This is a genomic window from Chitinophaga filiformis (assembly GCF_900102545.1).
In the GTDB taxonomy this organism is placed as follows: domain Bacteria; phylum Bacteroidota; class Bacteroidia; order Chitinophagales; family Chitinophagaceae; genus Chitinophaga; species Chitinophaga filiformis.
The window spans coordinates 596,056-619,849 of the sequence record NZ_FNBN01000003.1 but is presented as its reverse complement, the minus strand read 5'-3'; the positions used below and the strand labels follow the sequence as shown (position 1 = coordinate 619,849).

The window sequence follows — 23,794 nt, the reverse complement described above, 5'->3', positions numbered from 1 at the left end:
ATACCGATAACAAACGGGTGTATAGGGCACGGTACATGCTGATATTAAAGTTTATAGTAAATGCTTCTTGTTACTGATGATGTAATATGATTCGTGCCCGGCAGGCGGTATTGAATGTCCACAGGGTAATAGATGTTACCCATCAGGTCAGGGAATGGCGTTGTCAGTATTGTCCTGATTGGGGCAGGCGCGTTACCTGCATTACTGTAAAGCCGGAATGCTTTAGCTGCCAGTTCCCTGTAATCAACATTTGCTGTAAAGGATACATAATACATGAAACGGCAATACCCAGGGTTACTCATAGCAAATCCATCTGCAACAGCAGTTTCTTCCAATTTATATAAACTATGATCATTGTTGTAAAGTCGCACTGCCTCCAGGGGGGGTATACCATCCGTCAGTAAAGGATCCCTGTCAAGTTTCATCGATGGCTCGAAAGGATAGCCGTTATACATGATTGGCAGTATCTTTTCCTGCAGCCATTTATTGTTCAGCCCTGCTTTCAATGCAATGAGCGGTTTTGTAGCGAAGGTGCCGTCACCTTCAATCTCGAACTTATCAAACGTCTCATCCATGCTGAATTGCTTACCAATTACGCTGATGTAATTAGTCGCCACGTCATACAGGTCAAGTTGATCAGTGGCCGCATTCATCTTTTCAGTAAATGTGCTATACCTGCTGGTACGGAAGCTGTACCGGATGATATCTTTAGTGGCGTCAGCGACAGCATTTCCTTTCAGACCTGTCTGCGTTACTGTGGTCGTGTCCCCATCATTCGTATCAGTCTGCTCATTTTTCACCGTGTTATTCACAGCGGCTTCTCCATCCAGGGAGGAGCGTACAATACCGAAAGTATGCACTGTCTCCTTCGGCATTGTAGCCGGAATATCAAAGTTCACCTGTGCCTGGGCAACATCATAGGTTACATTGATGGCGGTTGACTGTCTCTGAGCAGTATTGATAGTGGCATCTATCTTCCATTTCTTTCCTTTATCATCTACTGTCGCGAAGAGATAAGGCTGTCCACGTTTCAGCTTGATATATCCTTTTCCATATTCTTTAGGATAGAGGTTATACTGGCTTCTTACAGGATACGCATATGCTACGTTCTCCCATGGAATATTGTCTGGTGCTTCTCCTGTGGTAAAGGTGGTTGATTTGGTTTCGTAGTCAATTTCTTTCTTATCATTTTTCAGTGCATCCCATACAACACCATTCTGCCGCTCAATATATACCCTGGCAGCGGCTGTCAGCTTGCTGGAAGGAGGCAGAATATCTCTCAGTGTCAGCGCAGCAGACATACCATCAGGATTAATATCAACGTCACCGTTTATAGCCTGTGTACCATTGCTCAGTTTTAAGTCAGCCAGCCTCACACGGTAAGTAGCCACTTCATCATACTCATTCATCATAGAAAATGGCTTTGCAACGGCGATGTTGAACGCGACCTGTGGTGTGGCAAACACGCTGACATCTGTAGCCTGATCGTCTGGTTTTACATCACTGATCACCTGTATGTTCAGTTCTTTTGCACCGACTATTTCACACTGAGTACCCAACTCCACTCTTATCTTTGCGGTTCCTTTAACCATACCTCCCAATACCGAATACTTCACAGCTACGGTGCCCCTAAACCAGGATGGATTAGGCATTTTGGCCTGTAACAGCACGGCCGCAGCCAGTTTGGCAATAGAGAATGCCCGTTTCTTTCCAAACACTTTCACCCGTAGCCCCACATCTCCTTTCAGAAAAGCATAGGCTTGCCCGGACGCATACCAACCATTGAAACCGATCACACTATTACTTCCTTTACAGGTGGCATCTCCGTAATTACGCAGCAGTATGTCACTGCCCGCGCCGATGGCGAATTCACCATATACACCATAATCAAAGACGAATCCACTCCTGAAATGCGCGCCAAATCCCAATCCGGAACCACTACTCATGGCATTTTCAACCATCATAAAATTGTTATTGACGTCATCTATCACTTCGTTCACTTCCGGAGGCGGCGGTGGCATATCTTCTACATGGGAGCCCATCATAAAATAGCTTTTAATATCCGCCAGTCCCAATACCGTCAAGCCATACATTGCAGAAGGACGCCCCACATAGAACCACCAGTCGTCCGGCGCTATATGGAGAGCAGCTTCGCCTACCAGACCACGCTCATAACTTCCTCTCAGGGCACCTGCAATATTGATATATGTCTTCATATTCGCGTCAAAGGAGCTGTTGGTATTATCATATCGCATCTTAAACTGTGTCCATACAGGCGCAGAAGCATCTTCACGGGCGGCGTCTTCATTCGGGGCTTTCTCCGCTTTATGCAGTAAATAGCCAGCGCCATCAAATTGTGCATAGCGTAATCCTCCATTAGTTCCAAACTGCACTTCAAGGATAGCATTGGCGTTCATGATCATCTCTTCAAAGAGGGCAAGGGAAACGCCGCCCATAAATCCAAGTCCGGCTTCTTTAGAAGGCACATACTTAAAGATCTCATCCAACTCTTTCGGCAGTCCCCCTTTCTGATCAATGGCATTTCGCTGATCATAGGGGTCGAAGTCTGAAGGACGTTCCATATGATAGGACATTCCTCCCATCATTCCCGTGATCTGTAACATCGGGGGAATAGGTAGCCGTACACCTATATATACATCTGCATGCCAGTAACGATAATCATCTTTGGAGCCAAAATAGGCAGTGGCCTTTGCTTTGGGAATAGGGCCGGGTATTGCAAATTCAAGTGATCCGCGAAAACCGTTGCCATATACCGGGTGATCATCAAAAAGACTGAGTGAGCCTTTCATCTGGAAGGCCATTACTTTTACAGCGAGGTTAATATCGTTGATCTTAACTTTGTCCAGTTTCCAGTGTGTCCTTGTTTTCTGTACCGGTGTGTTATTGACCATTACTGTTTGTACCTCTTCTTCATTGGCCGCTGATACGATGAAGGAAGTGCTTCCACTGAAACCTTTATCACTGCTGTTCATAAAGTTCAGCCGTACGGTTGCACCAATGGCAATCTTACCTTCGGATATACCAATCTTAAGACTGTCAATTCCGATTGGGAACCCACCCATTCTTGAACTGTCCTCGTTGGATATCTGAAAAGTGCCGCTATGCACATAGGGCTTCTGTGTAGATATTGTCAGCTCCTGAAAGGTAATATCCTTCACATTGAGTACACTCTTATTCAATGTGACCTTGCCGTTTAATGTAGCTACCGGCAGAAAGTCCTTATCTGTTTTTGTAATAGCAATACCGGAGTTCTCATCCAGGATGATTTCACCACCAAAGAATTTATATTTCTTCTCTTTCGTTGTTTTTACCGCAAATGAGTAATAGGTATCATCGCCACGCATGTTTATACTGGCATCATACTTCAATGTATCTTCGCCCAGGAAGTCCATTTGCATCTTTCCGCCCAGTACTCCACCACTAAGCTTATTCTGATGGAAGGTCAGTCCTACCTTATCTACAGATAAGGGCCATCCTCCGGCGCTGGCATCGCCCAGTTTCACAATATTCTCTGCGGTAACCGTTCCGCTCACACCATGATCATCTATAATAAAATCATGCACACTCACTTCAGGACGCCCCTTTTTTGTAGCCAATTGAGAGGGCAGCCCGACTTCTATTTCCTGCAGATAAAATCCACGCCATAACAGCTTATCGGAGGGGTCCTCCAGCATGTCGCCGGTTACATTCAGTCCGGTAGGATTTTCTGTATCACTCATGTCCACCACAGCATTTTTCACCTTAAAACTGAAGTCCTTCATTTTGCTGATACGGAATGCGGGTATATCAATTGTAGCGAGGATATTATTCAGGTCATGCACGTTTACCTGCAGCTCTGCACGCAGTTTGTCTGACGCACTGTCCACCGGTTGCAGCCATGTAGTATCGAATTCAAAAACACCACTCAGGTTGGCGGCATTGAATCCATTACAGTTCCACTCTACGTAATTAGAACCATCACCTGGAAAAATCAGATCGAGGTGATCGTTGATACCGATCTTCTTTTCTTTCAGCAGTACCAGTTTGGTTGATGCTGTCATGGCGATACCGCCTGGCGTGAACCCGATATCCTTGCCTCCGAATATCAGTTCACTGTTGGTACCTGGAAACGGGAATCTGAAATAGGCACTGAAATACGCGCCCTCCGGTGTTATACGGGCGCTGTCAATCGCTATTACATAAACTTTGCCATTGATCTCCCGGACAAGTCCCACAGGCAGAGAGCCCATGTCTTCTTCGCTTACGTTGTTCACATAGTGATTACCTTCCTTAATTTTTTCAAAGACGCCTGTGACATACCCTTCTATATCAGGAGCCGAGGTGGTATCAGTTGTGTAAAATCTGTCTGCGTTATTGTTACGGGATCCTGCTATAGCCGTTTGCAGGGAAAATGACAGGAAAAACAAGACTACCAGTGATAGTACCGGGATAGGGTTGCGCTGATTATCAAACATTAGTTATAATGGATATAGGGATTTGTATTGTCCGGGTATTGCATTACTCAGCCATAAATATATAACAGAAATAATATATTTCAGGTTAAATTATCTTGTTCAAAGATGGCCTTCCGCTAATAGATTATCATTCAACAAATTGCTTCTACTCAATAAATACTCAATATTGGACATAAGAAAGCCGCCCCATATATAATGAGGCGGCCTTGTTACTATATAGTTACTTACGCTTTTTTAGCTTTTCCTAATCCGACTTTAAAATTATCAGGCGTACCTGTTACCTTGATATTCATAAAACGGACCTTTTTATCCTTATCACGGTATTCAATGGCATCCACCTGGTCAGGGTCCACTTCTTCCTTTTTCCGGCCAAAAAGCGACTGAAAACCTACCTGTGTGACCATCTTCAGTGGGATACGCATGTAATACTCCATTTTCATATCCAGCGACTGCTTACCTGAGATCTCCATGAAACCCAGGGAAGAGTTGATATTCATCTTCGGAATTTCCAGCACGCCATTCTTCAAGGTCAGTTTATTCTTCAACGTATCAAAGCGGATCATGTTCAGGTTCTTGTCTTTGAAGTAACCCGCCATTGCCTGCATCGGTGCAAAGTTCACCAGGCTGCCATTGCGAATATCCAGATCCAGCTGCGCCTCACAGTTATCGATGATCGGCGTGAGGTCAGGATGCATCTGTATACGGCTTCTCACCTGTCCGTTGAGGCGCCCCTTTACATTCTTGTTGATCACATAATCCTGTCCGAAGTGATCGAGCTTCAACATCAGTTTTTCGATGTTGACGTCGAATACCCTTATCCTGCTGCGGAAGTATATCTTTTTCGGATCAGTACCATTGAAATGACCTCTCATGCCTATCTGGCCTTCCGCTATACCCATTCCCAGCGTATCCAGGTAGAGGTGCTGATTGGCCTGCATACGGATGTTGCTGGTAACGTTCTTCAGCCACAGGCGGTGATATTTTACCCTGCCGATATTGACAGTAGCACGGAAGTCAATGAATGGTATATTGAAGATATTAAAGCCACTGGAATGAGTAGTGTCTTTGATCACTGTACGGCTTACAGCAGGTGCTGCCACAACAGTTTCATCGTCTTCATTTGCCGTTAATTTATAGTTGGTCAGCTGGTCAAGATCGAGGTTCCGGGAAGTGAATTGCAGGAAGTTTTCCTTCTTACGTCTCGTAGTATCTTTACCCATGTACAGGCGCATACTGATATCAAAATCAGTTTTACCGATACGACCTGTGAGGGTGTCGAGTTTCAGGAAATGATCAGATCCTATCTTCACCATTCCCTTGATACTATCTACCTTGATCTTGTGCTCCTGCAGCTCTCCAGATACATTCGCCAGTTTCACTTTGGCGAATTTAAATATGGAATCGTAACGCAGGTCTGCCTTCGCACGTAACCATATACCGGAAGCAACTTCCTTCTGGTAATCTTTCGGAACATAATTGCGGCTGATAGGTCCCAGTACATCTTTCATTGCCAGGTGCTGCGATTTCAGATCAAACGCCACCTGTGTCTTTCCGCGCATCACTTTATCAAACCAAAGCTGGTAATTAATCACACGACCGCTGAAACGTATATCGCTGCTATCTATCATACCTCCGAAGTTCCGCAGTAACAAGGCTGTATCATTGATAGTGAGTTCTGCGCCGAAATCATGGAAGGCGTGTGGGTATTCTTTAAAGCTGGCGTACAGTTTCTCCATTTTGAATTTACCTTTAGGCAATGGAGCAGGATGCTGCAGCTCTTTTACAGATGTTTCCAGTGACAAGCCAATATTAAACCCGTATATCTCTTCCTTTGCTTTCTTTGCCACGGTTGAATCGTATGACAAAAGCTCCTTCAGAATCATCTTCTTACTGCGTGCATTGAAGGTTACCTGTACCGGCTTTTCCTGTTGGTGAAACAGGGCAGGCAGGTCACTCAGAGAGCCATTCATGGCAAAGTCGGAGTTACCGAAGTAGAAGGACAGCGTATCCAGTTTCACGAAACCACCCTTCATATCTGCGTGCAGGTTCAGGTTATGGATGATATGCGGATAGTTGGGAATACGGAAGGTCAGGTTACTCACTCTCAGTTCACTCTGGATACCTTCTTTCAGCTTACCCATAGAAACTTCCGGTACAGTCATATCCACCAGCTCATTAAAGTCCATTTTCAGGTTGATATGCCCTGTTAAGCGCTGCATATCGGCAATACCGAGAAATGCCCCTATGAATTCCAGTTCCAACTCGGAATTGATCTGCATGATCATTTTCGGATCGGTAAAGTCCTTCATGACAAAATTGGCCTTGAAGATACCTTTCTCCGGACGGGCGCTTACGCTGAGCAGGTGTAGTTCTGAGGTTTTCAGGGAATGCTCTGCACCATTTGTATAGAAACCTTTGAAGCCCAGGGAGTCAATCTTTTTATTAGCGGTGGCGTTCAGTAACCAACCATTCTCACATCCGAAATTGATCTTTATCAGCGGCATCTGATCGCCGGAGAGTTTTCCCTTGATGATACCGTCAAAATAAAGACGGCCATCATAACGGAACTGCTTGAGTTGCTCTGCAACGGATGCCGGTGCAAAAGATAATAACTGGCCGATATCCGGCTTATCTCCCTTCACCTTGAAGTTAACATTATTGCCATGTTTCAGGTCTGCCGTTCCGGTAACGCTAAAGCTGGCATCTTGTAGTTTCAGCCCCCCTTCTGACAGGCTGACAAACTCATGATCCTGGTCATATGTCAGCTGAAGGTCCAGTTCTACCTTTTTATGCCGGAACAGGGAGGTATCTGTCGGGGTCGTATAATCGGCTATCATCCCTCCTTCCAGGTGGCCAAAGATGGTAGTGCTATCCATACGGAAAGCGGTTTTCACCTTCCCGATATGTGCGTTGACATGCTGACCACTTTGTTTATCAGAAAAGTCGATATCCAGGTCTCTCAGCACGATCTTTTTGATATCCAGGTCGAGGGATGCAGATTCCGCTGCGGTTGTCGTTATGGTATCCTGTTGTATCCTGTTTGCCTCAACGATGTTCAGTTTACCGTTCACATCCCTCACGAGATCGAGGTGACCCTTTTTGAGTAGTATTACCTTGACATTATATTTCTGCCTGAGTATATCGGGAAGGCTGAACCCGACATACAACTTTTCCAGCTGGTACATGGGCCTGCCGGTTTGCTGCTTGGTGGCGAAAAACCGGACGTTTTTAAGTCCTATAGAGATGTAGGGGAAATTCTGGAATGGGGAAATGGTACTACCCTCAATGACCAGCTCGCCGGGGAGCTGCTTATTCAACTCTTTGATTGCCAGATTAATAAGGCGCTGCTGTTGGGAATACAGTACGCCTATTGCGATACCGGCTAATATTATCAGGATAGCAATAGGTATTAAAACGATTCGGAGAATCCTCTTTCGCATCTTGCCCGTCATGGTGTTGAGACTTGTCTTAAGGTAATAATAACGACAAAAATAGAAAGCACCCCTATAAAATAAAAATATTTTATATGTACTACCTTTTTCCTGCGACGAATCAGTAAAAAATACCATAAACAAGATGAATACCACCACAGCGGGGGAACGGCCCTGGAGTACCTTTGGTGTAGCTAAAACAACTATTATATGTGTGCAGCGAAATTTGACAAAAAGCCTAACCTGATGGGCAGTATACTACAAAACAGGTGTCCTGCCTGCCGTAAGGGAAAAATATTTAAATCTGATAATGCTTATAACCTGAAGCACTTTACCGAGATGAATGAACATTGTCCGGTGTGTGGGGAGGATTTTGAAAGAGAGATAGGGTTTTATTTCGGGACGGGATATGTTAGCTATGCGTTGACTATTGCATTCAGTGTGGCCACATTTGTTGCGTGGTTTGTGTTGATTGGTTTCTCATTGTACGATAGCCGGATGTTCTGGTGGCTGGGAATTAATGCGGTGTTGCTGGTGTTCCTGCAACCACCTATTATGCGGATATCAAGGACCATATGGCTGGCGTTTTTTGTAAGGTACAGGCCGGAGACGCGTACGTTGGCATAGGTATGGTTTTGGAGCCTGCTATGCATGTTTAAAGAAGGACTGTGAAGCCATCCATTTCAGGAGGCTGGCAGTCCTTTTTTTATTTTATTTCATAACCCTCTTTCGTCATTCTACGACATACCGTAAGAAATTTTATTCCCTGCAGATGCGAACTTTCTCATAGATAAGCATTTAATAGAATGGTCCCTGGTTTGCCATGTATGATCGCGACAAACGGAATACCGGAAACAAATAACCATTTACGTAAACCAGTTTATCTTATGAAGAAAACCTGTCTTGCCTTAGGCTTGCTGATAGCCTTACTGTCTGCCTGTACCAAAAAAGAAAACAATACGGAAACTATACCAACCCCTTCGGGATTGACGGCTGATGCAGTTCCGAAAGGATCTCCTATTGGCGATGTAGTAGGAAAAGTAACCGTCGGTTACCAGGGATGGTTCACTGCTCCCGGAGATGGATCTGCTGTTGACCGCTGGACACACCAGAACCTGGAAATGTGGCCTGATACAAGAGAATATGCGGTGACGTATCAAACGCCTTTCCCTGCGCTGGGGAATGGGCAACCAGCGAAGATGTTCTCCTCTTATGACCAGTCTACCGTTGATGTTCATTTCAGATGGATGCAGGAGAACGGCATTGACTGCGCCGCCCTGCAACGGTTCACAGGTGAATTGTCTGATCCGCCTTTTAAATCACAAAGAGATGGTATGGCGCGGAAAGTAAGAGCTGCAGCGGAAGCTACCGGCAGAAAGTTCTATGTCATGTATGACATCTCCGGAGATGCGGAGATGCAGAGCCGTCTGAAAACAGACTGGATCAATACCATTAAAGGCAGCCTGGACCTGCTGTCTTCACCTGCTTATGCGAAACAGAATGGAAAACCAGTGGTGTGTATATTCGGCATGGGTTATAAGGGCGCAAAAGAACCAGGTGGTGGCGACTCTGCTGCCTGTATCGATGTTATCAACTGGTTCAAAAGCCAGGGATGCTATGTCATTGGTAGCGTTCCTATGGACTGGCGCACACCGAATGTATTTTCCCGCACCAACTTCATGAAAGTATATGAGTCATTCAACATGCTGGCTCCATGGGCAGTAGCCGCACAGGTGGTGGCATCCTACCAGCCATGGATACAGGGTGATTACGACTACTGTGAATCTCATGGTATCGATTACCAGCCGATTGCTTATCCCGGTTTCTCTTTTCACAATACTAACGCCGGCAGCCCGTTGAATGAAATTCCCAGAAACCATGGCGATTTCATGTGGGCGCAGGTTGCGGTGATGAAAAAGGTGGGCGTGAAAAGTCTATATATCGCCATGTTCGACGAAGTGAATGAAGGTACCGCCATTTTTAAAGTGGCAGAGAATGCTTCACAGAGTCCAGCAGGTACCACATTTGTCAATCTTGATCAGGATGGCGTGGCAGTATCATCAGATTTTTACCTGCGCCTTGTACATGATGCAGGAAGGATGATCAAGGGTGAGATTCCCTACCAGGCCACTCACCCCACGCCTCATATCATAGGTGGAAAAGGCCCGCTGGCTGATGGCACCTACCGGATCATCAACCGCAACAGCAATCTGGCACTGGATGCAAAAGGACAGGGTACTGTCAATCAGACGCCTGTACAACAATGGCCTTACAGTGGTGGCAGCAATCAGCAATGGGCAATCACCAGTCTCGGTGGTGATCATTACAGGATTATCGGAGTACAAAGCGGGAAAGCCCTTGATATAGCCGGACAAAGCCTTGATGATGGTGCTAAGGTGCAACTCTATGACTATAACAGCGGCGCTAATCAGCAATGGATAATATCGCCTACTGCAGGTGGATATTACACGATACAATGCGTGCAAAGCGGAAAAGTGATAGAAGTACCCGCATTATCCACCACATCAGGTACGCTGATTGAACAATATGGACTGAATAACGGTACGAATCAGCAGTGGATCATCAGTGCTCCATGAAGATTGTAATTGTTCTCAACACTGTAAAACAAGGAACATGTTAAATACTTTCCTTCCTGCTGAGTGCCTGTACAAAGAAGGATATCGACCAGGGTATCATGACCACTGTCTCCGATCATATTGCTTATGCCCTCGCGGCTGCCGGTAGCGGCGGCCTGCAAAGCGGTAAGGTACTGGAGATAGGAGCACAATCAACAGCACCCGGCGCCCGTGTAGTACAGTATACAGACAATGGAGGTGATCATCAGCTCCGGACATTCAGGCATATTTAATCCATATAGTGTTTAATAATTAACGGTGGAATGGATTCGTTCCACCGTTAGTTACAAACTGATTGTCAATGCACTTATTTCTGAAGCACCGAACTTTTATTCACGATATTTCGTGAATTTATGCAGGAACCTAAAAATTGCGGGCAAACGTAACATTTCTACCAGAGCTGTTTTATTGTAATTATGTTTGTCGGGGAACATAGTGAGCAAGTATGAAAAAATGTACACCCAAAGAACAGAGCGGGCCTTTTATTCCCGACAACCATTTCCTTATTGAAAGCCTTGAACAACAGAAAAAAGAACAGGCCATTCTGCTGGAACTGAGTAGCATCATTGCCGGAGCCAAGAACAGACAGGATCTCCGGACAGCTATCACAGACCAGTTACCAGGGCTTTTTGGCGGAAGATATTATACACTCTGCCTGATCAACGAAGACGGCGTGACACATTCACCATTTCTGTATACGGCAGAAAACAATATCCCCTATAGAGGAGAAACACCCATTATCGTATCCAGTCATCCTGTTAATGACGGCATTTTTGACAGGGCACTTGCGTCAGAAGAGCCGTTGCTGATAGACCTGCACACTGCCATGAAAGCAAGCACCGTTCCCAGGTATATTTACCGCTGGTTCAATGCCGGTATCAGGGAAATGCTGCTGGTGAAAATATCAGGGGGAGGCATACCTGTAGGCGTATTATATCTTTATGGGGAAAAGAATGGTTCTTTTCAGGCGGAAAAATTCAGATTGTTTAAATGTATAGCTGACATACTTGGAACAGGATTCCGCAATATCCTGCTCAATGAAACCATGGAGCGGCAACTCAGGGAAATAAGGAAGTACCGGAAACAGGAAGACAGCGATGCCGCCGGCTTGCAGGAAGGCACAAAACAGCATAGTGATATCAAAGACTTCATTGGCACTTCTCGGGGTATACAAAACATATTGACGATAATGGAACGGGTAGCGCCGTCTGATTCTACCGTATTGTTGCTGGGTGAAACAGGTACGGGTAAGGAAGTAATTGCCGGTGCTATACATGCGGCCTCTCCCCGGAGGCATAACAGGATGATAAAAGTAAACTGTGCCGCATTACCTCACAGCCTCTTTGAAAGCGAACTATTTGGCCATGAGAAAGGTGCATTTACAGGAGCTATTCAGCGAAGGATCGGCAAGTTTGAACTGGCAGAGAACAGTACGCTGTTCCTCGATGAAATAGGAGAAATACCGATGGAATTCCAGGCAAAACTATTAAGAGTACTCCAGGAAAAAGAAATAGAACGTATAGGGGGAAAAGGTGTTATTAAAGTGAATGTACGCATTATTGCTGCTACCAACCGCAATCTTGCAGAAGAAGTGAAAGCTGGTAATTTCAGGCATGACCTTTACTACCGCTTGAATGTCGTACCCATAACAATCCCCCCGCTGCGTAACAGAAAAGAAGACATTCCGGCGCTTGTCACACATTTCATCCGACGTTATACAAGTGTCAACGCGAAAAAAGCGCCGGTAATAACAGACAAGGTAATGGAAAGCCTGATGCAGTATGACTGGCCTGGGAACGTGAGAGAGCTGGAACATCTGCTGGAACGTTCCATGCTGCTTAGTAAAGAGGGCGCACTTCATATAGATATTCCCGGCACCGATCATAAAATTCTACTTCCTGACGAAGAAAGGTCATTCAGTATTGTACCCTTAGCAACAATGGAAAGGGATTATATCCTTAAAGTGGTCAGGCTTTGTAATGGAAGAATTGCTGGTCCTAACGGCGCCGCAGCGAAGTTGCGGATGCCTTCCACAACCCTTAATTCCAGGATGCAGAAACTGGGCATAAAAAAGGAGCATTTTAGCATCCGCGGCACTCTCAGGAAGGCGGATATTATCTGAATATCTGTTTTATTCCAAGTCTTTTTATTTTGGAATATAATGTCTGCGCAGGAAGTCCAAGTAACTCAGCGGCGCCACCGGGACCAGATACTTTACCTTTGCTGGCCTGCAGTGCAGTAAGAATATGATCACGTTCCATTTCATCCATTGTTTTAAGCCGGCCGGTTTGTTCAATACCGGGAGCCGCGGTAGATGCAGGTAAATCGAACGCAGGAATGTCTTTACCGGCGGCCAGCAATACATGACGTTCTATCAGATGTTCCAGCTCCCTGATATTGCCGGGCCAGTCGTACGACATTAGTTGCTCCATGGCCCTTTCCGTTATCTTTTCAACACCAACTCTGTTCTTCTCTGCATATTTCTTCAGAAAATGATTTGCCAGCACGGGAATATCCTGTTTCCGTTCACGCAGCGGCAACAGTTCGACAGGGAATACACTTAACCGGTAATACAGGTCCAAGCGAAACCGGCCTTCAGCTACTTCCTTTTCCAGTTGCCTGTTAGTTGCAGCGATAATACGCACGTCTACTTTAACTGAGGTGTCCCCACCTATACGGGTAATTTCCTTTTCCTGGAGTACTCTTAACAGCTTCACCTGTGCATCCGGAGATAACTCCCCCACTTCATCAAGAAATATCGTTCCGTGGTTCGCCTGCTCAAACTTTCCCACCCTGCGCTGTTCTGCGCCCGTAAAAGCACCTTTTTCATGGCCCAACAGTTCCGTTTCGATAACGGCAAGTGGCAGTGCAGCACAATCCACTACCACCATCGGCTGATCACGGCGAAGTGACAGATGATGAATACATCGTGCTACCAGTTCCTTTCCCGTGCCACTTTCTCCCATGATCAATACCGAGGTATCGGCAGGGGAAACAATTTTTATTTTTTCCAAAGTTTCCGCAGCATGGAATCCTGCTACAGTGATATCCGGCACTTCATTGTCTGGACTTTTAGGCGCTGGTGGCAATTGCCGCTCAGTTTCTGTCTGGAGCTTATACCTTGCTATATCAAGCATAATGAACAGGTCCTTCTCCCTGAAAGGTTTCACAAGGAATCCGTGCGGACGGGTAAGTTTGGCTGCTTCCAGTGTCCGCTGGTTTGTATTCGCAGAGATATACAGAAAAGGAATATGCTGTTGCATCAAATCATGACCGAGATCAATCCCCGAATAGTCGCCCTTTAGTATAATATCGATCAGCACCCAATCCGGGCGATGCTGTTCTATCAGTGTCCGCGCTTTATGAACAGAAGACGCAATGCCACAAACATCATATCCAGCCTTCTTCAACATATGTTGAAGATCATTGGCAACAATGAATTCGTCTTCAACGATTAATATTTTTCCCTTGTTTCTCATCAGTTCAGGATCGATTTTCTGATATCCGGTATAAATGCATGATATGGAAAATTTATTTCTATCAGTAATCCGGGGCAATTGTGATCAATAATAAATGAGCCGTCAAGTTGCTCACTTAGTCCCTTCATCAGGCTCATTCCAAGTGAATCTCCTTCAAGTACAACTTCGGGATGCTGTATACCGACACCGTCATCCGCAATACGAAGCCGGCAATTTTTATCATCTTCCATTTCTAAACGCACGGTAATAGCGCCTTTTCTTTTATCGGGGAATGCGTATTTCAACGAATTGCTGATAGCCTCATTGAGAATAAGACCCAGCGGTACGGCCTGCACAACTTCAAGTTCTATATTTTCACAATCAATAATAAATGCGATGTTATTCCCTGCTTCATGTCCGTCCTTCATATAGCTGATCAGTTCCGGGATATACCAGCGCATATCCAGCTTACCAAGGCTGTCTGTCTGGTAGAGGCGCTGGTGTATAAGTGACATAGAATACATCCGCTGCTGACTGTTACGAATGGCGTCAAGTGCATCTTTGTTATTAAGATACCTGGACTGTGTGTTCAGTAAGCTGATAATAACCTGGAGATTATTTTTTACACGATGGTGGATCTCTTTCAGCAGCCATTCTTTATCATCAACCAGTTTTCTCAGGGCCTCATTCTGTTTGTTGATCTCGTTCTGCTGGTTTTCCAATCTTATGTTCATTATTTTCTTATTCCGGTATCGGCTATAAATCAGCCCCAGAAAAACAACCAGTATGAAGATTCCTGCAATGACCAGATTCCTGATAACTTTTTCGTTTTGCAAAGAGGTTTCCTGCACCTGGTTCTTTTGCAGCAGCATTTTAATATCATTGTCTTTCTTTTCTGTCTCAAACCGGAGTTGTAGCTCTCCCAGCTGCTTCGACTGGAGCAAATTTTTAGAAGAATCAGATATCGATTTGAAGTTTCTGAAATGCGTAATGGCTGCCTGTAGGTTACCCGCCGCTGAATCGACCTGATAATAAAGATACTCTACCATCGCACGTCTGGTTATTATAACGGGATAGCTGCCGGCCTTATAAGAAAGGGCGTTGAGGTATTGACGACCTGCTTCGAAGTTACCGGATTTTACCAGGTAATTCGCCATTGTATACCGTAAAGACTGCATCATATTGTCGTCCTGGACATGCTCATCGTAGATCTTTTTCAGTTTCCTGAAATATAATTCTCCGTTGGGAAGATCGTTCATCATCGTATAAACATACAGATGAAACATATCAAACAGGCTTTGATCGTAAACATTACGTTCGCGTGTAAGGGCTATCGCTGCATCCATTGAATCCAGCGCTTCCTGATATGCTTTTTGCCTGGCCAGGAGCCGGGCAATATTTCCCAGTATATCCTGTAATGCCAATGAATCTTTGCCAGCCCGCGCAATCATAGCCGCCTTTCTGAAATAGGTCAATGCCTGTTGATCATTCTCTATATACCAATAGCTGCCACCAAGGCGGTTGTAAAGGGTTGCCATCAGCGCGCCACTGTCTTTGAGCTGCTCTCCGATTTTTATTGCAAGCATATTGTAACGAAGCGACACCGTAAAGTTGTCGCCCTGCATATAGACGGAACCAATAAGTCCGTATACTCCCTGTAACCGTGTAAAGCCCACTTCCTGATAGAGCGCCAGGGCTTTCCTCAGGTTACTCAGCGCGTGGGCAGTATCCTGAGTGATCTGGTACAGATCTCCCAGGAATTCCCGTAACTGGGCTTCTTTCAGCTTGTCGCCGAGATGGTTGTAGATCCCTATTCCCTGTTCATAGAGCGCTATTTTCCCCCGCATTTCATCCGCCTTCCTGATATCATAGCTACCTCCCAGCTCGATCAAAGCCTGGGCCTTATCGGTTTCAGTACCTGCGCGGCTCAGCATTTCCACCGCCTTTGCTGCGGGTTGCCTTGCCTGGCTACCCCGCCCCATTTCCCTGAATGTTTTTGCGCGTAATAAGTTGCTGAGCCCTATACCACGCATGTACTGCTGCCGGGCGCTTATCCGTTCCATTTCGGTCGCAATGTTCATTGCACTGTCCATGTCCTCCCGGAAAGATCCCGGCTTATCCAGACATCGTTCTGCCTGTTGCATAAGTTCGCCGACCAGCACTGTATCAGGAACGGTTTCCCGACGACTATTACCCTGCGGATTACATCCGGTGCCTGTCAAAAGGATTCCAATAAAGCTGGCAATAAAGAGATAGTTGTACATAGCCGATTCAGCGTTGTAAGCCTGCGCGAATTTAGCCTTAAATAACGGAAGAGTTTTCTATTGCCTTGTTCCACTATTGCTCATCCTGCACATACTGTGCAAAATCTGCTACAGGCTTATCAATTCAGAGAAGCCACTGCTGTATATAGCGGCAGCGGTATAGTGTTGGCAAGACAATATGAAAATTATCTACTTATGGCAAAAAATTCATCCATCAATCAGAAAGCGACCAGGTCTGCTGAAACGGCATCAACCGCCACAATGGACTCCCGCCTGCAGGAGTTCTTCTGTGAAGAAATCAAAGACATTTACTGGGCTGAAAATCACATCGCCAAGGCGCTGCCTAAAATGAAAAAATCAGCTACAACGCCTGAGTTACAGACCGCATTTGAAGATCATCTGCAGGCAACAATGGGGCATATCAACCGCCTTGAGCAGGTATTCGACCTGCTGGGTAAACCCGCGAGAGGTAAAAAATGTGATGCCATTGAAGGTATTGTGCTGGAAGGTGAGTCCATTATCGCCGATACAGAAGCAGGAACTGCCACCAGGGACGTAGGTCTGATCCTCGCAGCACAGAAAGTAGAGCATTATGAGATCGCTACTTATGGTGGACTCGCACAACTGGCCACTACCCTTGGTCTTACGGAGGTTGCCTCATTGCTCGAAGCTACACTGGCAGAAGAAAAAGAAACAGATGTACTGCTTACTCAAATCGCGGAAAACAACATCAATTACGAAGCTGCAGCAGAATAAACCCTTCCCATCTGATAACCATAAAAACTCAAAACAATGCCCGGTAAAAAGACCTCCAAAGTTCCTGACGAGAATAAAAAAATCGAGAAGCTCTCCCCTGATATAGAAGACAGCACAGGTGAAATAATTACGACAAATACCGGCGTAAAGATCAACGATGATCATAATTCGCTGAAGGCAGGCGATCGTGGTCCCACGCTGATGGAGGATTTTATCTTCAGAGAAAAGATCACTCACTTTGACCACGAGCGCATTCCGGAGCGGGTAGTACATGCCCGTGGTTCCGGTGCACATGGTGTATTCAGGGTATATGAATCCATGGAAAAGTACACGAAGGCAGGGTTCCTGACAGATCCTTCACGGGAGACGCCGGTATTTGTAAGATTCTCTACCGTAGCAGGTTCCAGGGGCTCTACAGACCTGGCCCGTGATGTAAGGGGATTTGCCACGAAGTTCTATACAGAAGAAGGCATCTTCGACCTGGTGGGCAATAATATGCCTGTATTTTTTATACAGGACGCTTTGAAATTTCCAGACCTTGTACATGCCGTAAAACCGGAACCACATAATGAAATACCACAGGCAGCATCTGCTCATGATACTTTCTGGGATTTCATTTCACTCATGCCTGAGTCCACTCATATGGTCATGTGGCTGATGAGCGACCGTGCTATTCCGCGCAGCTTCCGTATGATGGAAGGATTTGGCGTGCATACCTTCCGGTTGGTAAATGCAGCTAACGAAAGTGTTTTTGCGAAGTTTCACTGGAAGCCTCTGCTTGGCGTACACTCGGTAGCCTGGGACGAAGCACAGAAAATCTCCGGCAAGGATCCGGACTTCCACCGGCGCGACCTCTGGGAGGCTATTGAAAGTGGCAACTTTCCTGAATGGGAATTAGGCGTGCAGATCGTGGCTGAAGCAGATGAACATAAGTTTGATTTTGACCTGCTGGATGCCACCAAGATCATCCCGGAAGAGCTGGTTCCGGTGCAGCGAATCGGTAAACTGACACTGAACCGTAATCCTGATAACTTCTTTGCAGAGACAGAGCAGGCGGCATTCCATATCGGGCATATAGTGCCCGGCATAGATTTCACCAATGATCCCCTGTTACAGGGTCGCCTTTTCTCCTATACGGATACACAGCTGATACGGCTGGGAGGCCCCAATTTCCAGGAGATCCCTATCAATCGTCCGATCAATCCTGTACATAATAATCAGCGGGATGGATTCATGCGGCAAACTATCAACAGGGGCAGAAGCAGTTATAGTCCTAATTCCCTTGGCGGTGGAGATCCGGCCCAGGCGAAAGCTGCGGAAGGCGGATTCACCTCCTATACAGAAAAGATCAGCGCTGTTAAAATCAGGGAAAGAAGCCGCAGCTTCTTCGATCATTTCAGTCAGGCGACGCTTTTCTATAACAGTCAGTCAGACGCCGAGAAACAACACCTCATTGATGCGTTCCGGTTTGAACTGGGCAAAGTGGAGACAGTGGCTATCAGGCAACGCATGGTAGGCATCCTGACACAGGTAGATAAAGACCTGGCCGCACAAGTGGCACATGGCCTAGGACTGGAGGTGCCTGAAACGCCGGAAAAGCCCATTAATCATGGCGTACCTGCGGATGCCGACAGGGAAAGATATGAACCTTTTCCACCTAAAGCACCTGTTCCTGATATATCTCCGGCATTGAGTATGGCCAATACAGTGAAAAACAGTATCCGGACCCGGAAGATCGCACTGCTGGCAGCCGATGGCGTGGATGCGGCGTCGCTTACAACAGTGAAAGAGGCATTGGAGGCTGCAGGCGCCATTCCGGAAGTGATAGCACCGCATCTCGGCAATATCCTTGCAGAAGATAATACGCCCATACCGGTAGTCCGTAGTTTCCTGACGGCCGCTTCGGTACTGTATGATGCGGTATATGTAGCAGCGGGTGTCAACAGTGTCGCAACACTGGAAGCAGATGCAGATGCGGTACATTTCCTGAACGAGGCGTACAGACATTGTAAGGCTATTGCAGCACATACAGGTGCATTGCAGGTACTGGAGGCCACTTATTTCTTCAAAAAACTACCGGAGGATACATCTGTAGAATCGGCATTGATGGAAGGCGTTATTGTGAGTGAGGATATGGCTGAATTGTCAGCGACATTCATCAAAGCTATTGCGCAACATCGGTTCTGGGAGAGAGAGAAACCACGCAGAGTACCTGCCTGATCTTCGTTTTGATGGTGGATGGCAGCGGGTCCACACACCCGCTGCCCTTCATCAAGGTTCTTCAACAAAAATACAATCTGGGGCGTGACAAAAATGGCCACGATTTTCTTCGTGGTGATACTATGTTGATACTATAAAGACGGTTAAAATATTTCTGGTAATTTGCTTTGTGATATCTTCGGAGTATACATGCCGTCCACATAAGACATTGGTCTAAACAATCTTAAGGGACAATTAAAGCAGCTATATACCTGTAACAATCATCTTCAAGGGCTTTCAAAATCACAATGCAAAATTAATAACGAAGTCAGGGAAAAAAATCCCGGAAAACAGGGGTTTTCCCAGGGAGGACCTATTGATACTTTTACAAAGGAAAAATAATAAGAATATGTATCTCAAATAATTATATATTTCCGCCCTGATTTATGCCCATGAGAATACCTATACTTATCGTCCTATTTTGTATAACTGCCCGGTTATGCGCCCAGACTCATTCTACAGCGGGTACCAAACGCGGATCTGCCGACGAGGTATCTTCCGAACTATATATAAGGCTGGCCCGGAAACTCCCCTTAAGGGATACTGTGCAGGCGTTGAAATATTTCAAACAGGCCTTGCAGCTGGAAGAAGACCACGATAACAAAATCGGTATTGCACGTACTTACCTGGCAATAGGTGCCTGGTTCAATTCTATTAATAATTTCCAGGAGGCAGAAAAACACCTGCTCATTGCCAGAGAAGATATGCTGAAAGATACGAGCAGAGAAGGACGTATGCTGCTGGCGCAGATCAGGATTAACCTGGCAGAAGTATTGGGTAATAAGGGGCAGGCACAGTTTCAGATGGAAGAATACCTGCAGACCATTCCCTTACTGGAGAAACTACATGCCATTCCTGAGCTGAACGCTACCTATCAAAGCCTGGGGGATATCTTCTTCAGTAAATCACAATACAAGACCGCTATCTCCTATTATTATAAAAGCCTTGCCAGCTATGATGACCCTGCCCGGTATAACGATCTGATAGCCAGCAGGCATTTAAGCCTGGCCAGCTGCATGTATCACCTGGATAGTCTGCAGAAGATGGAAACCCATCTGATGGAAGCCAAAGAAAAACTGGACAAGACGGGAGTAGACTCCATTAATATATGGGCTGATTATTATTATCACCAGGGATTGCTGGATGTGAAACATCAGTTGTATCACCATGCAACAACTATGTTTTACAACGGTCTTACTATCGCCCGCAGGCTAAACTACAATGTGGCTATCTGCAATAACATGTACTCACTGGCCAGACTCTTTGAAAGACAGGGACAATACGACAAGGCCATGAAGCTGATGGATGAATACGGGCGTTTGTCCTTTACGCTGAAAGATTTCCCCTTCCGTTTAAATGCGCTGGACCTGATGGCAGAATTGTCATTTAAACAGCACTTCCCTGATGACGCCTATAAGTACCTTAGACAGTATATTATACTGGCCGACAGTCTGCAGGACTGGGAGATAACGGAAAAGATCCATGAGCTGGAAGCACATTATCAGTCTTCCGAAAAAGAGAACCGTATCCTCCAGCTACAGCACGAGAATGAACGCCAGGAATTTGCATTGCAGAAGAACCGGCTGTTGATTTCACTGATGGTGGTGATCATATTATCACTGTTGGTAGTCGCAGCGCTTAGTTACCTTTTTTACCGTAACGGCCGCAAACTGCTGGAACAACAACGGCAGCTGCATGAATTCGAAGTAGAACGCATCCGTCAGGAGCATAAGATATCCCTCCTCTCTGCTATGCTGGAAGGACAGGAGAAAGAGCGTACAAGACTGGCGCGCGACCTGCATGACGGATTGGGCGGACTCTTATCCGGTATTAAACTGGAACTGTCTACCGTGAATCCTTCCCAGACTACAGTACACCGGCAGTCAGTGGTACAGAATACCTTACAGCGACTGGATGGTGCAATGGATGAACTGCGTCGTATCGCCCGCAGCATGATGCCGGAGATACTGATTAAATATGGCCTCGGAGAGGCTACTGTAGAATATTGCAGGGGATTGAAAAAGACGGGTACCGACAACATTATCTGCCAGGTGTTCAATTTTCAGGCAGATACGATGGAGCATACACGACAGGTGGTATTATACAGAATTATGCAGGAGCTGGTGAACAATGCCGTCAAACATGCAGAAGCATCGCAGATACTCGTGTTATTACAGCAGACAGACAATACCCTGTTCCTCACTGTAGAAGATGACGGAAAGGGATTTGATACAACCGTGGGCAATAAGCTCAAGGGAGCCGGACTGGCAAATATAGAAGCCCGTGTGGAATTCCTGGGTGGAAAGATAGATATCCAGTCAGAACCTGGTACCGGCACGGCCATTACCATAGAATGCGCAACATCCATTAGTTAAACTTAATTGAAAGAAGTTATGATCAAAGTAGTAGTGGTAGAAGATCATCCTATCATGGTAGAAGGGTTGAAGAACATCCTGCGGAGTGATGCAGGAATAGAATTGAACGGCGATTACGGAGACGGTAAAAGTGTATTACAGGCGCTGGAAAAAGGACAGCCTGATGTGATACTGATGGACGTAAACCTTCCGGACATTAGTGGTGTAACCCTTTGCGGGGAAGTGAAAAAGAAGTATGAAGATGTAAAGATCATTGCGCTGAGCATCCATGACGAACAGCCTGTCATCCACAGCATGCTGCAGAACGGAGCAAGTGGTTATGTGCTGAAGAATGCACTGGGTAATGAAATCATCCGCGCTATTTACGCCATTATGGATGGAGAGGAGTACCTCTGCAGCAGCACCAAAGAAGCGCTGAAGAATGCAGATATGGAACTCCTGAAAGCCATACCACGTATTACCCGCAGGGAAAAGGAGATCCTACAGCTGATTGGTAAGGGTTTAACCACCATGCAGATAGCCGACCAGTTATTCATCAGTACCCATACGGTGGAAAGTCACCGTAAGAACCTGATGGAGAAGTTCGGTGTAAACAATACCACTTCTGTTGTGAAGCTGGCGTCAGAATATAAACTGCTCTAACCAGCTGCCGCTTCCAGGATCTCTAATCTGGCAGGATCTTTTACGGCGATACACTTACCGGTGATAGCGATAATGTCTTCCTGTATGAGCTCACTCATGATACGGAAGGCTGTTTCGTAGGTAGTACCGGTATAGGAGGCCAGGTCCTGCCGGCTGAGCGTCATATTAATACAACCTTCTTCGTTTGTACCGAACTTTTTCTGGAGCGCGAGGAGCGCATGTGCAATACGTCCCTTTACAGGCATATGCACCAGATTGCGCATATTCTTCTCGGACTCCTGCAACTCACTTGCATAGAACATCATCAATGCGTGCAGGAATTCATGGTTGACTCCGAGCGTAGCCTGAAAGAAGGCCAGGTCTATGAAACAGAGATCTACTGTCTCCAGGGCAGTTGCCGATACCGGATAGACCATTTCACTGCCCACACCTCTGTGTCCGACAATGTCGCCTTCTTTTGCAAAGCGGACGATCAGTTCTCTGTCATCGCCCCAATGCTTGTGTACTTTTACTTTGCCTGCATTCACGAAATAGATCCCATTCACCGGCTCTCCTTCCCGGAAGAGCATCTGACCTTTTTTTAATGTGAAACTTTGTCTGTGTGCTGCAATGGCTGGTTTCCATGCAGGGATACACAACGTACATAACATACAGGATTGCAGATCGCAACCATGTTTATCTTTCTTCATGCCTGTCGATTAATTGCTGCACTGTGCCGGTCATATCCTTCAGGTCCACCACTTTTCCTACCACAATTACTGCCGGATTCGACATGCCGGCATGCTGCGCTTTGAATACAATATCTTTAACTGTACCTGTAACCACCTTTTCCCGGTCAGTAGAACTGTTCTGGATGATGGCCACGGGCAGATTGCTTTTACCATACCCTGCAAATATATCCATAATAGCCTCCAGCTTGCTCATCGCCATTAATATAATAATAGTGGCGGAGGAACGGGCTGCCAGGTCTATATCTGCAGAGATCTCTCCTGTCAGGGTAGTACCGGTAGTTACCCAGAAGCTCTCTGTAATACCCCTGGAAGTAAGCGGTATCATCTGACCAGCAGGGCCTGCCAGCGCGCTTGAGATACCGGGAACAACCTGTACGGGGATACCGGCTCCTTTAGCGGCGGCTATCTCCTCTGTAGCCCTGCCAAATACAAAGGGATCTCCTCCCTTCAACCTTACCACATGTCCATGACTCCGGGCATAAGACACGATCAGGTGGTTGATCTCCTGCTGAGACAGTGAATGGCACCCGTAGCGCTTGCCTACAAACCGGACAACAGCTCCTGGTTTTGCATAACTTAATAAGCTCTCATTAACCAGGGCGTCATATAATATTACATCCGCCTGCCGGATAACGTTCACAGCCTTTAAAGTAATCAGCTCAGGATCCCCCGGTCCTGCACCCAGCAAAGATAAATATGCCATACGAGATATATTATAATAATATTTATATGAGTAAAATCAGACTAACCACTATAAAATTAGAACT

The 23,794-nt window shown here is 46.1% G+C and carries 14 protein-coding genes; 8 read left to right on the top strand and 6 right to left on the bottom strand.

Annotation, left to right across the window (positions count from 1 at the left end):
• Positions 1–44: 44 nt before the first annotated feature.
• Both BLR32_RS14760 and BLR32_RS14755 read right to left on the bottom strand, forming a co-directional pair.
• On the bottom strand, positions 45–4,475 hold the full coding sequence (locus tag BLR32_RS14760; RefSeq protein WP_089833049.1) for a hypothetical protein: 4,431 nt from the start codon (positions 4,473–4,475) through the stop codon (positions 45–47).
• Between the two features lie 224 nt (positions 4,476–4,699).
• On the bottom strand, positions 4,700–7,915 hold the full coding sequence (locus tag BLR32_RS14755) for an AsmA family protein (protein ID WP_245705432.1): 3,216 nt from the start codon (positions 7,913–7,915) through the stop codon (positions 4,700–4,702).
• A 201-nt stretch (positions 7,916–8,116) separates the two neighbouring features.
• On the opposite strand from BLR32_RS14755, the gene BLR32_RS14750 reads away from it, so the two are divergent.
• The 4 genes from BLR32_RS14750 (at position 8,117) to BLR32_RS14740 (ending at position 12,664) form a co-directional block, all read left to right on the top strand.
• Positions 8,117–8,533, top strand: a complete 417-nt coding sequence (locus BLR32_RS14750) for a DUF983 domain-containing protein (protein WP_089833045.1) — start codon at positions 8,117–8,119, stop codon at positions 8,531–8,533.
• Between the two features lie 260 nt (positions 8,534–8,793).
• The gene (locus BLR32_RS14745) at positions 8,794–10,503 is read left to right on the top strand and encodes an RICIN domain-containing protein (RefSeq protein ID WP_176842291.1); all 1,710 of its coding nucleotides are present in this window, start codon (positions 8,794–8,796) and stop codon (positions 10,501–10,503) included.
• A 98-nt stretch (positions 10,504–10,601) separates the two neighbouring features.
• Positions 10,602–10,775: an RICIN domain-containing protein gene (locus BLR32_RS33785; RefSeq protein ID WP_143011476.1), complete on the top strand. Its 174-nt coding sequence runs from the start codon at positions 10,602–10,604 to the stop codon at positions 10,773–10,775.
• A gap of 212 nt (positions 10,776–10,987) precedes the next feature.
• Positions 10,988–12,664, top strand: a complete 1,677-nt coding sequence (locus tag BLR32_RS14740; protein WP_089833041.1) for a sigma-54-dependent Fis family transcriptional regulator — start codon at positions 10,988–10,990, stop codon at positions 12,662–12,664.
• Here BLR32_RS14740 and BLR32_RS14735 read toward each other — a convergent pair.
• Together BLR32_RS14735 and BLR32_RS14730 are read right to left on the bottom strand one after the other, a co-directional pair.
• Positions 12,657–14,021, bottom strand: a complete 1,365-nt coding sequence (locus tag BLR32_RS14735) for a sigma-54-dependent transcriptional regulator (RefSeq protein WP_089833039.1) — start codon at positions 14,019–14,021, stop codon at positions 12,657–12,659. The two genes, BLR32_RS14740 and BLR32_RS14735, sit on opposite strands and share 8 nt — an antisense overlap.
• Positions 14,021–16,264: a tetratricopeptide repeat-containing sensor histidine kinase gene (locus tag BLR32_RS14730; RefSeq protein ID WP_089833037.1), complete on the bottom strand. Its 2,244-nt coding sequence runs from the start codon at positions 16,262–16,264 to the stop codon at positions 14,021–14,023. Before BLR32_RS14730 ends, BLR32_RS14735 begins: the two co-directional genes overlap by 1 nt.
• Before the next feature lie 195 nt (positions 16,265–16,459).
• On the opposite strand from BLR32_RS14730, the gene BLR32_RS14725 reads away from it, so the two are divergent.
• The 4 genes from BLR32_RS14725 to BLR32_RS14710 all read left to right on the top strand — a co-directional run bounded on the left by BLR32_RS14725 (position 16,460) and on the right by BLR32_RS14710 (position 22,296).
• Positions 16,460–17,020, top strand: a complete 561-nt coding sequence (locus tag BLR32_RS14725) for a YciE/YciF ferroxidase family protein (RefSeq protein WP_089834171.1) — start codon at positions 16,460–16,462, stop codon at positions 17,018–17,020.
• Positions 17,021–17,056: 36 nt separating this feature from the next.
• Positions 17,057–19,240, top strand: a complete 2,184-nt coding sequence (locus BLR32_RS14720; protein WP_089833034.1) for a catalase — start codon at positions 17,057–17,059, stop codon at positions 19,238–19,240.
• A 431-nt stretch (positions 19,241–19,671) separates the two neighbouring features.
• Positions 19,672–21,654 (top strand): ATP-binding protein, encoded by a 1,983-nt coding sequence (locus BLR32_RS14715; protein ID WP_176842290.1) that lies wholly within the window; start codon positions 19,672–19,674, stop codon positions 21,652–21,654.
• Positions 21,655–21,672: 18 nt separating this feature from the next.
• Positions 21,673–22,296: a response regulator transcription factor gene (locus BLR32_RS14710; RefSeq protein ID WP_089834170.1), complete on the top strand. Its 624-nt coding sequence runs from the start codon at positions 21,673–21,675 to the stop codon at positions 22,294–22,296.
• Here the strand turns inward: BLR32_RS14710 and BLR32_RS14705 are convergent.
• Together BLR32_RS14705 and cobA are read right to left on the bottom strand one after the other, a co-directional pair.
• The gene (locus BLR32_RS14705; RefSeq protein ID WP_089833030.1) at positions 22,293–22,985 is read right to left on the bottom strand and encodes a Crp/Fnr family transcriptional regulator; all 693 of its coding nucleotides are present in this window, start codon (positions 22,983–22,985) and stop codon (positions 22,293–22,295) included. The two genes, BLR32_RS14710 and BLR32_RS14705, sit on opposite strands and share 4 nt — an antisense overlap.
• On the bottom strand, positions 22,972–23,730 hold the full coding sequence (gene cobA / locus BLR32_RS14700) for a uroporphyrinogen-III C-methyltransferase (protein WP_089833028.1): 759 nt from the start codon (positions 23,728–23,730) through the stop codon (positions 22,972–22,974). The genes BLR32_RS14705 and cobA overlap by 14 nt, the downstream gene beginning before the upstream one ends.
• Positions 23,731–23,794 lie beyond the last annotated feature (64 nt).

Excerpts from the sequence above, each read along its gene's own strand:
- BLR32_RS14760 (WP_089833049.1), bottom strand. The coding sequence starts at position 4,475 with ATGTTTGATAATCAGCGCAACCCTATCCCGGTACTATCACTGGTAGTC.
- BLR32_RS14755 (WP_245705432.1), bottom strand. The coding sequence starts at position 7,915 with ATGCGAAAGAGGATTCTCCGAATCGTTTTAATACCTATTGCTATCCTG.
- BLR32_RS14750 (WP_089833045.1), top strand. The coding sequence starts at position 8,117 with ATGTGTGCAGCGAAATTTGACAAAAAGCCTAACCTGATGGGCAGTATA.
- BLR32_RS14745 (WP_176842291.1), top strand. The coding sequence starts at position 8,794 with ATGAAGAAAACCTGTCTTGCCTTAGGCTTGCTGATAGCCTTACTGTCT.
- BLR32_RS33785 (WP_143011476.1), top strand. The coding sequence starts at position 10,602 with ATGACCACTGTCTCCGATCATATTGCTTATGCCCTCGCGGCTGCCGGT.
- BLR32_RS14740 (WP_089833041.1), top strand. The coding sequence starts at position 10,988 with ATGAAAAAATGTACACCCAAAGAACAGAGCGGGCCTTTTATTCCCGAC.
- BLR32_RS14735 (WP_089833039.1), bottom strand. The coding sequence starts at position 14,021 with ATGAGAAACAAGGGAAAAATATTAATCGTTGAAGACGAATTCATTGTT.
- BLR32_RS14730 (WP_089833037.1), bottom strand. The coding sequence starts at position 16,264 with ATGTACAACTATCTCTTTATTGCCAGCTTTATTGGAATCCTTTTGACA.
- BLR32_RS14725 (WP_089834171.1), top strand. The coding sequence starts at position 16,460 with ATGGCAAAAAATTCATCCATCAATCAGAAAGCGACCAGGTCTGCTGAA.
- BLR32_RS14720 (WP_089833034.1), top strand. The coding sequence starts at position 17,057 with ATGCCCGGTAAAAAGACCTCCAAAGTTCCTGACGAGAATAAAAAAATC.
- BLR32_RS14715 (WP_176842290.1), top strand. The coding sequence starts at position 19,672 with ATGAGAATACCTATACTTATCGTCCTATTTTGTATAACTGCCCGGTTA.
- BLR32_RS14710 (WP_089834170.1), top strand. The coding sequence starts at position 21,673 with ATGATCAAAGTAGTAGTGGTAGAAGATCATCCTATCATGGTAGAAGGG.
- BLR32_RS14705 (WP_089833030.1), bottom strand. The coding sequence starts at position 22,985 with ATGAAGAAAGATAAACATGGTTGCGATCTGCAATCCTGTATGTTATGT.
- cobA (WP_089833028.1), bottom strand. The coding sequence starts at position 23,730 with ATGGCATATTTATCTTTGCTGGGTGCAGGACCGGGGGATCCTGAGCTG.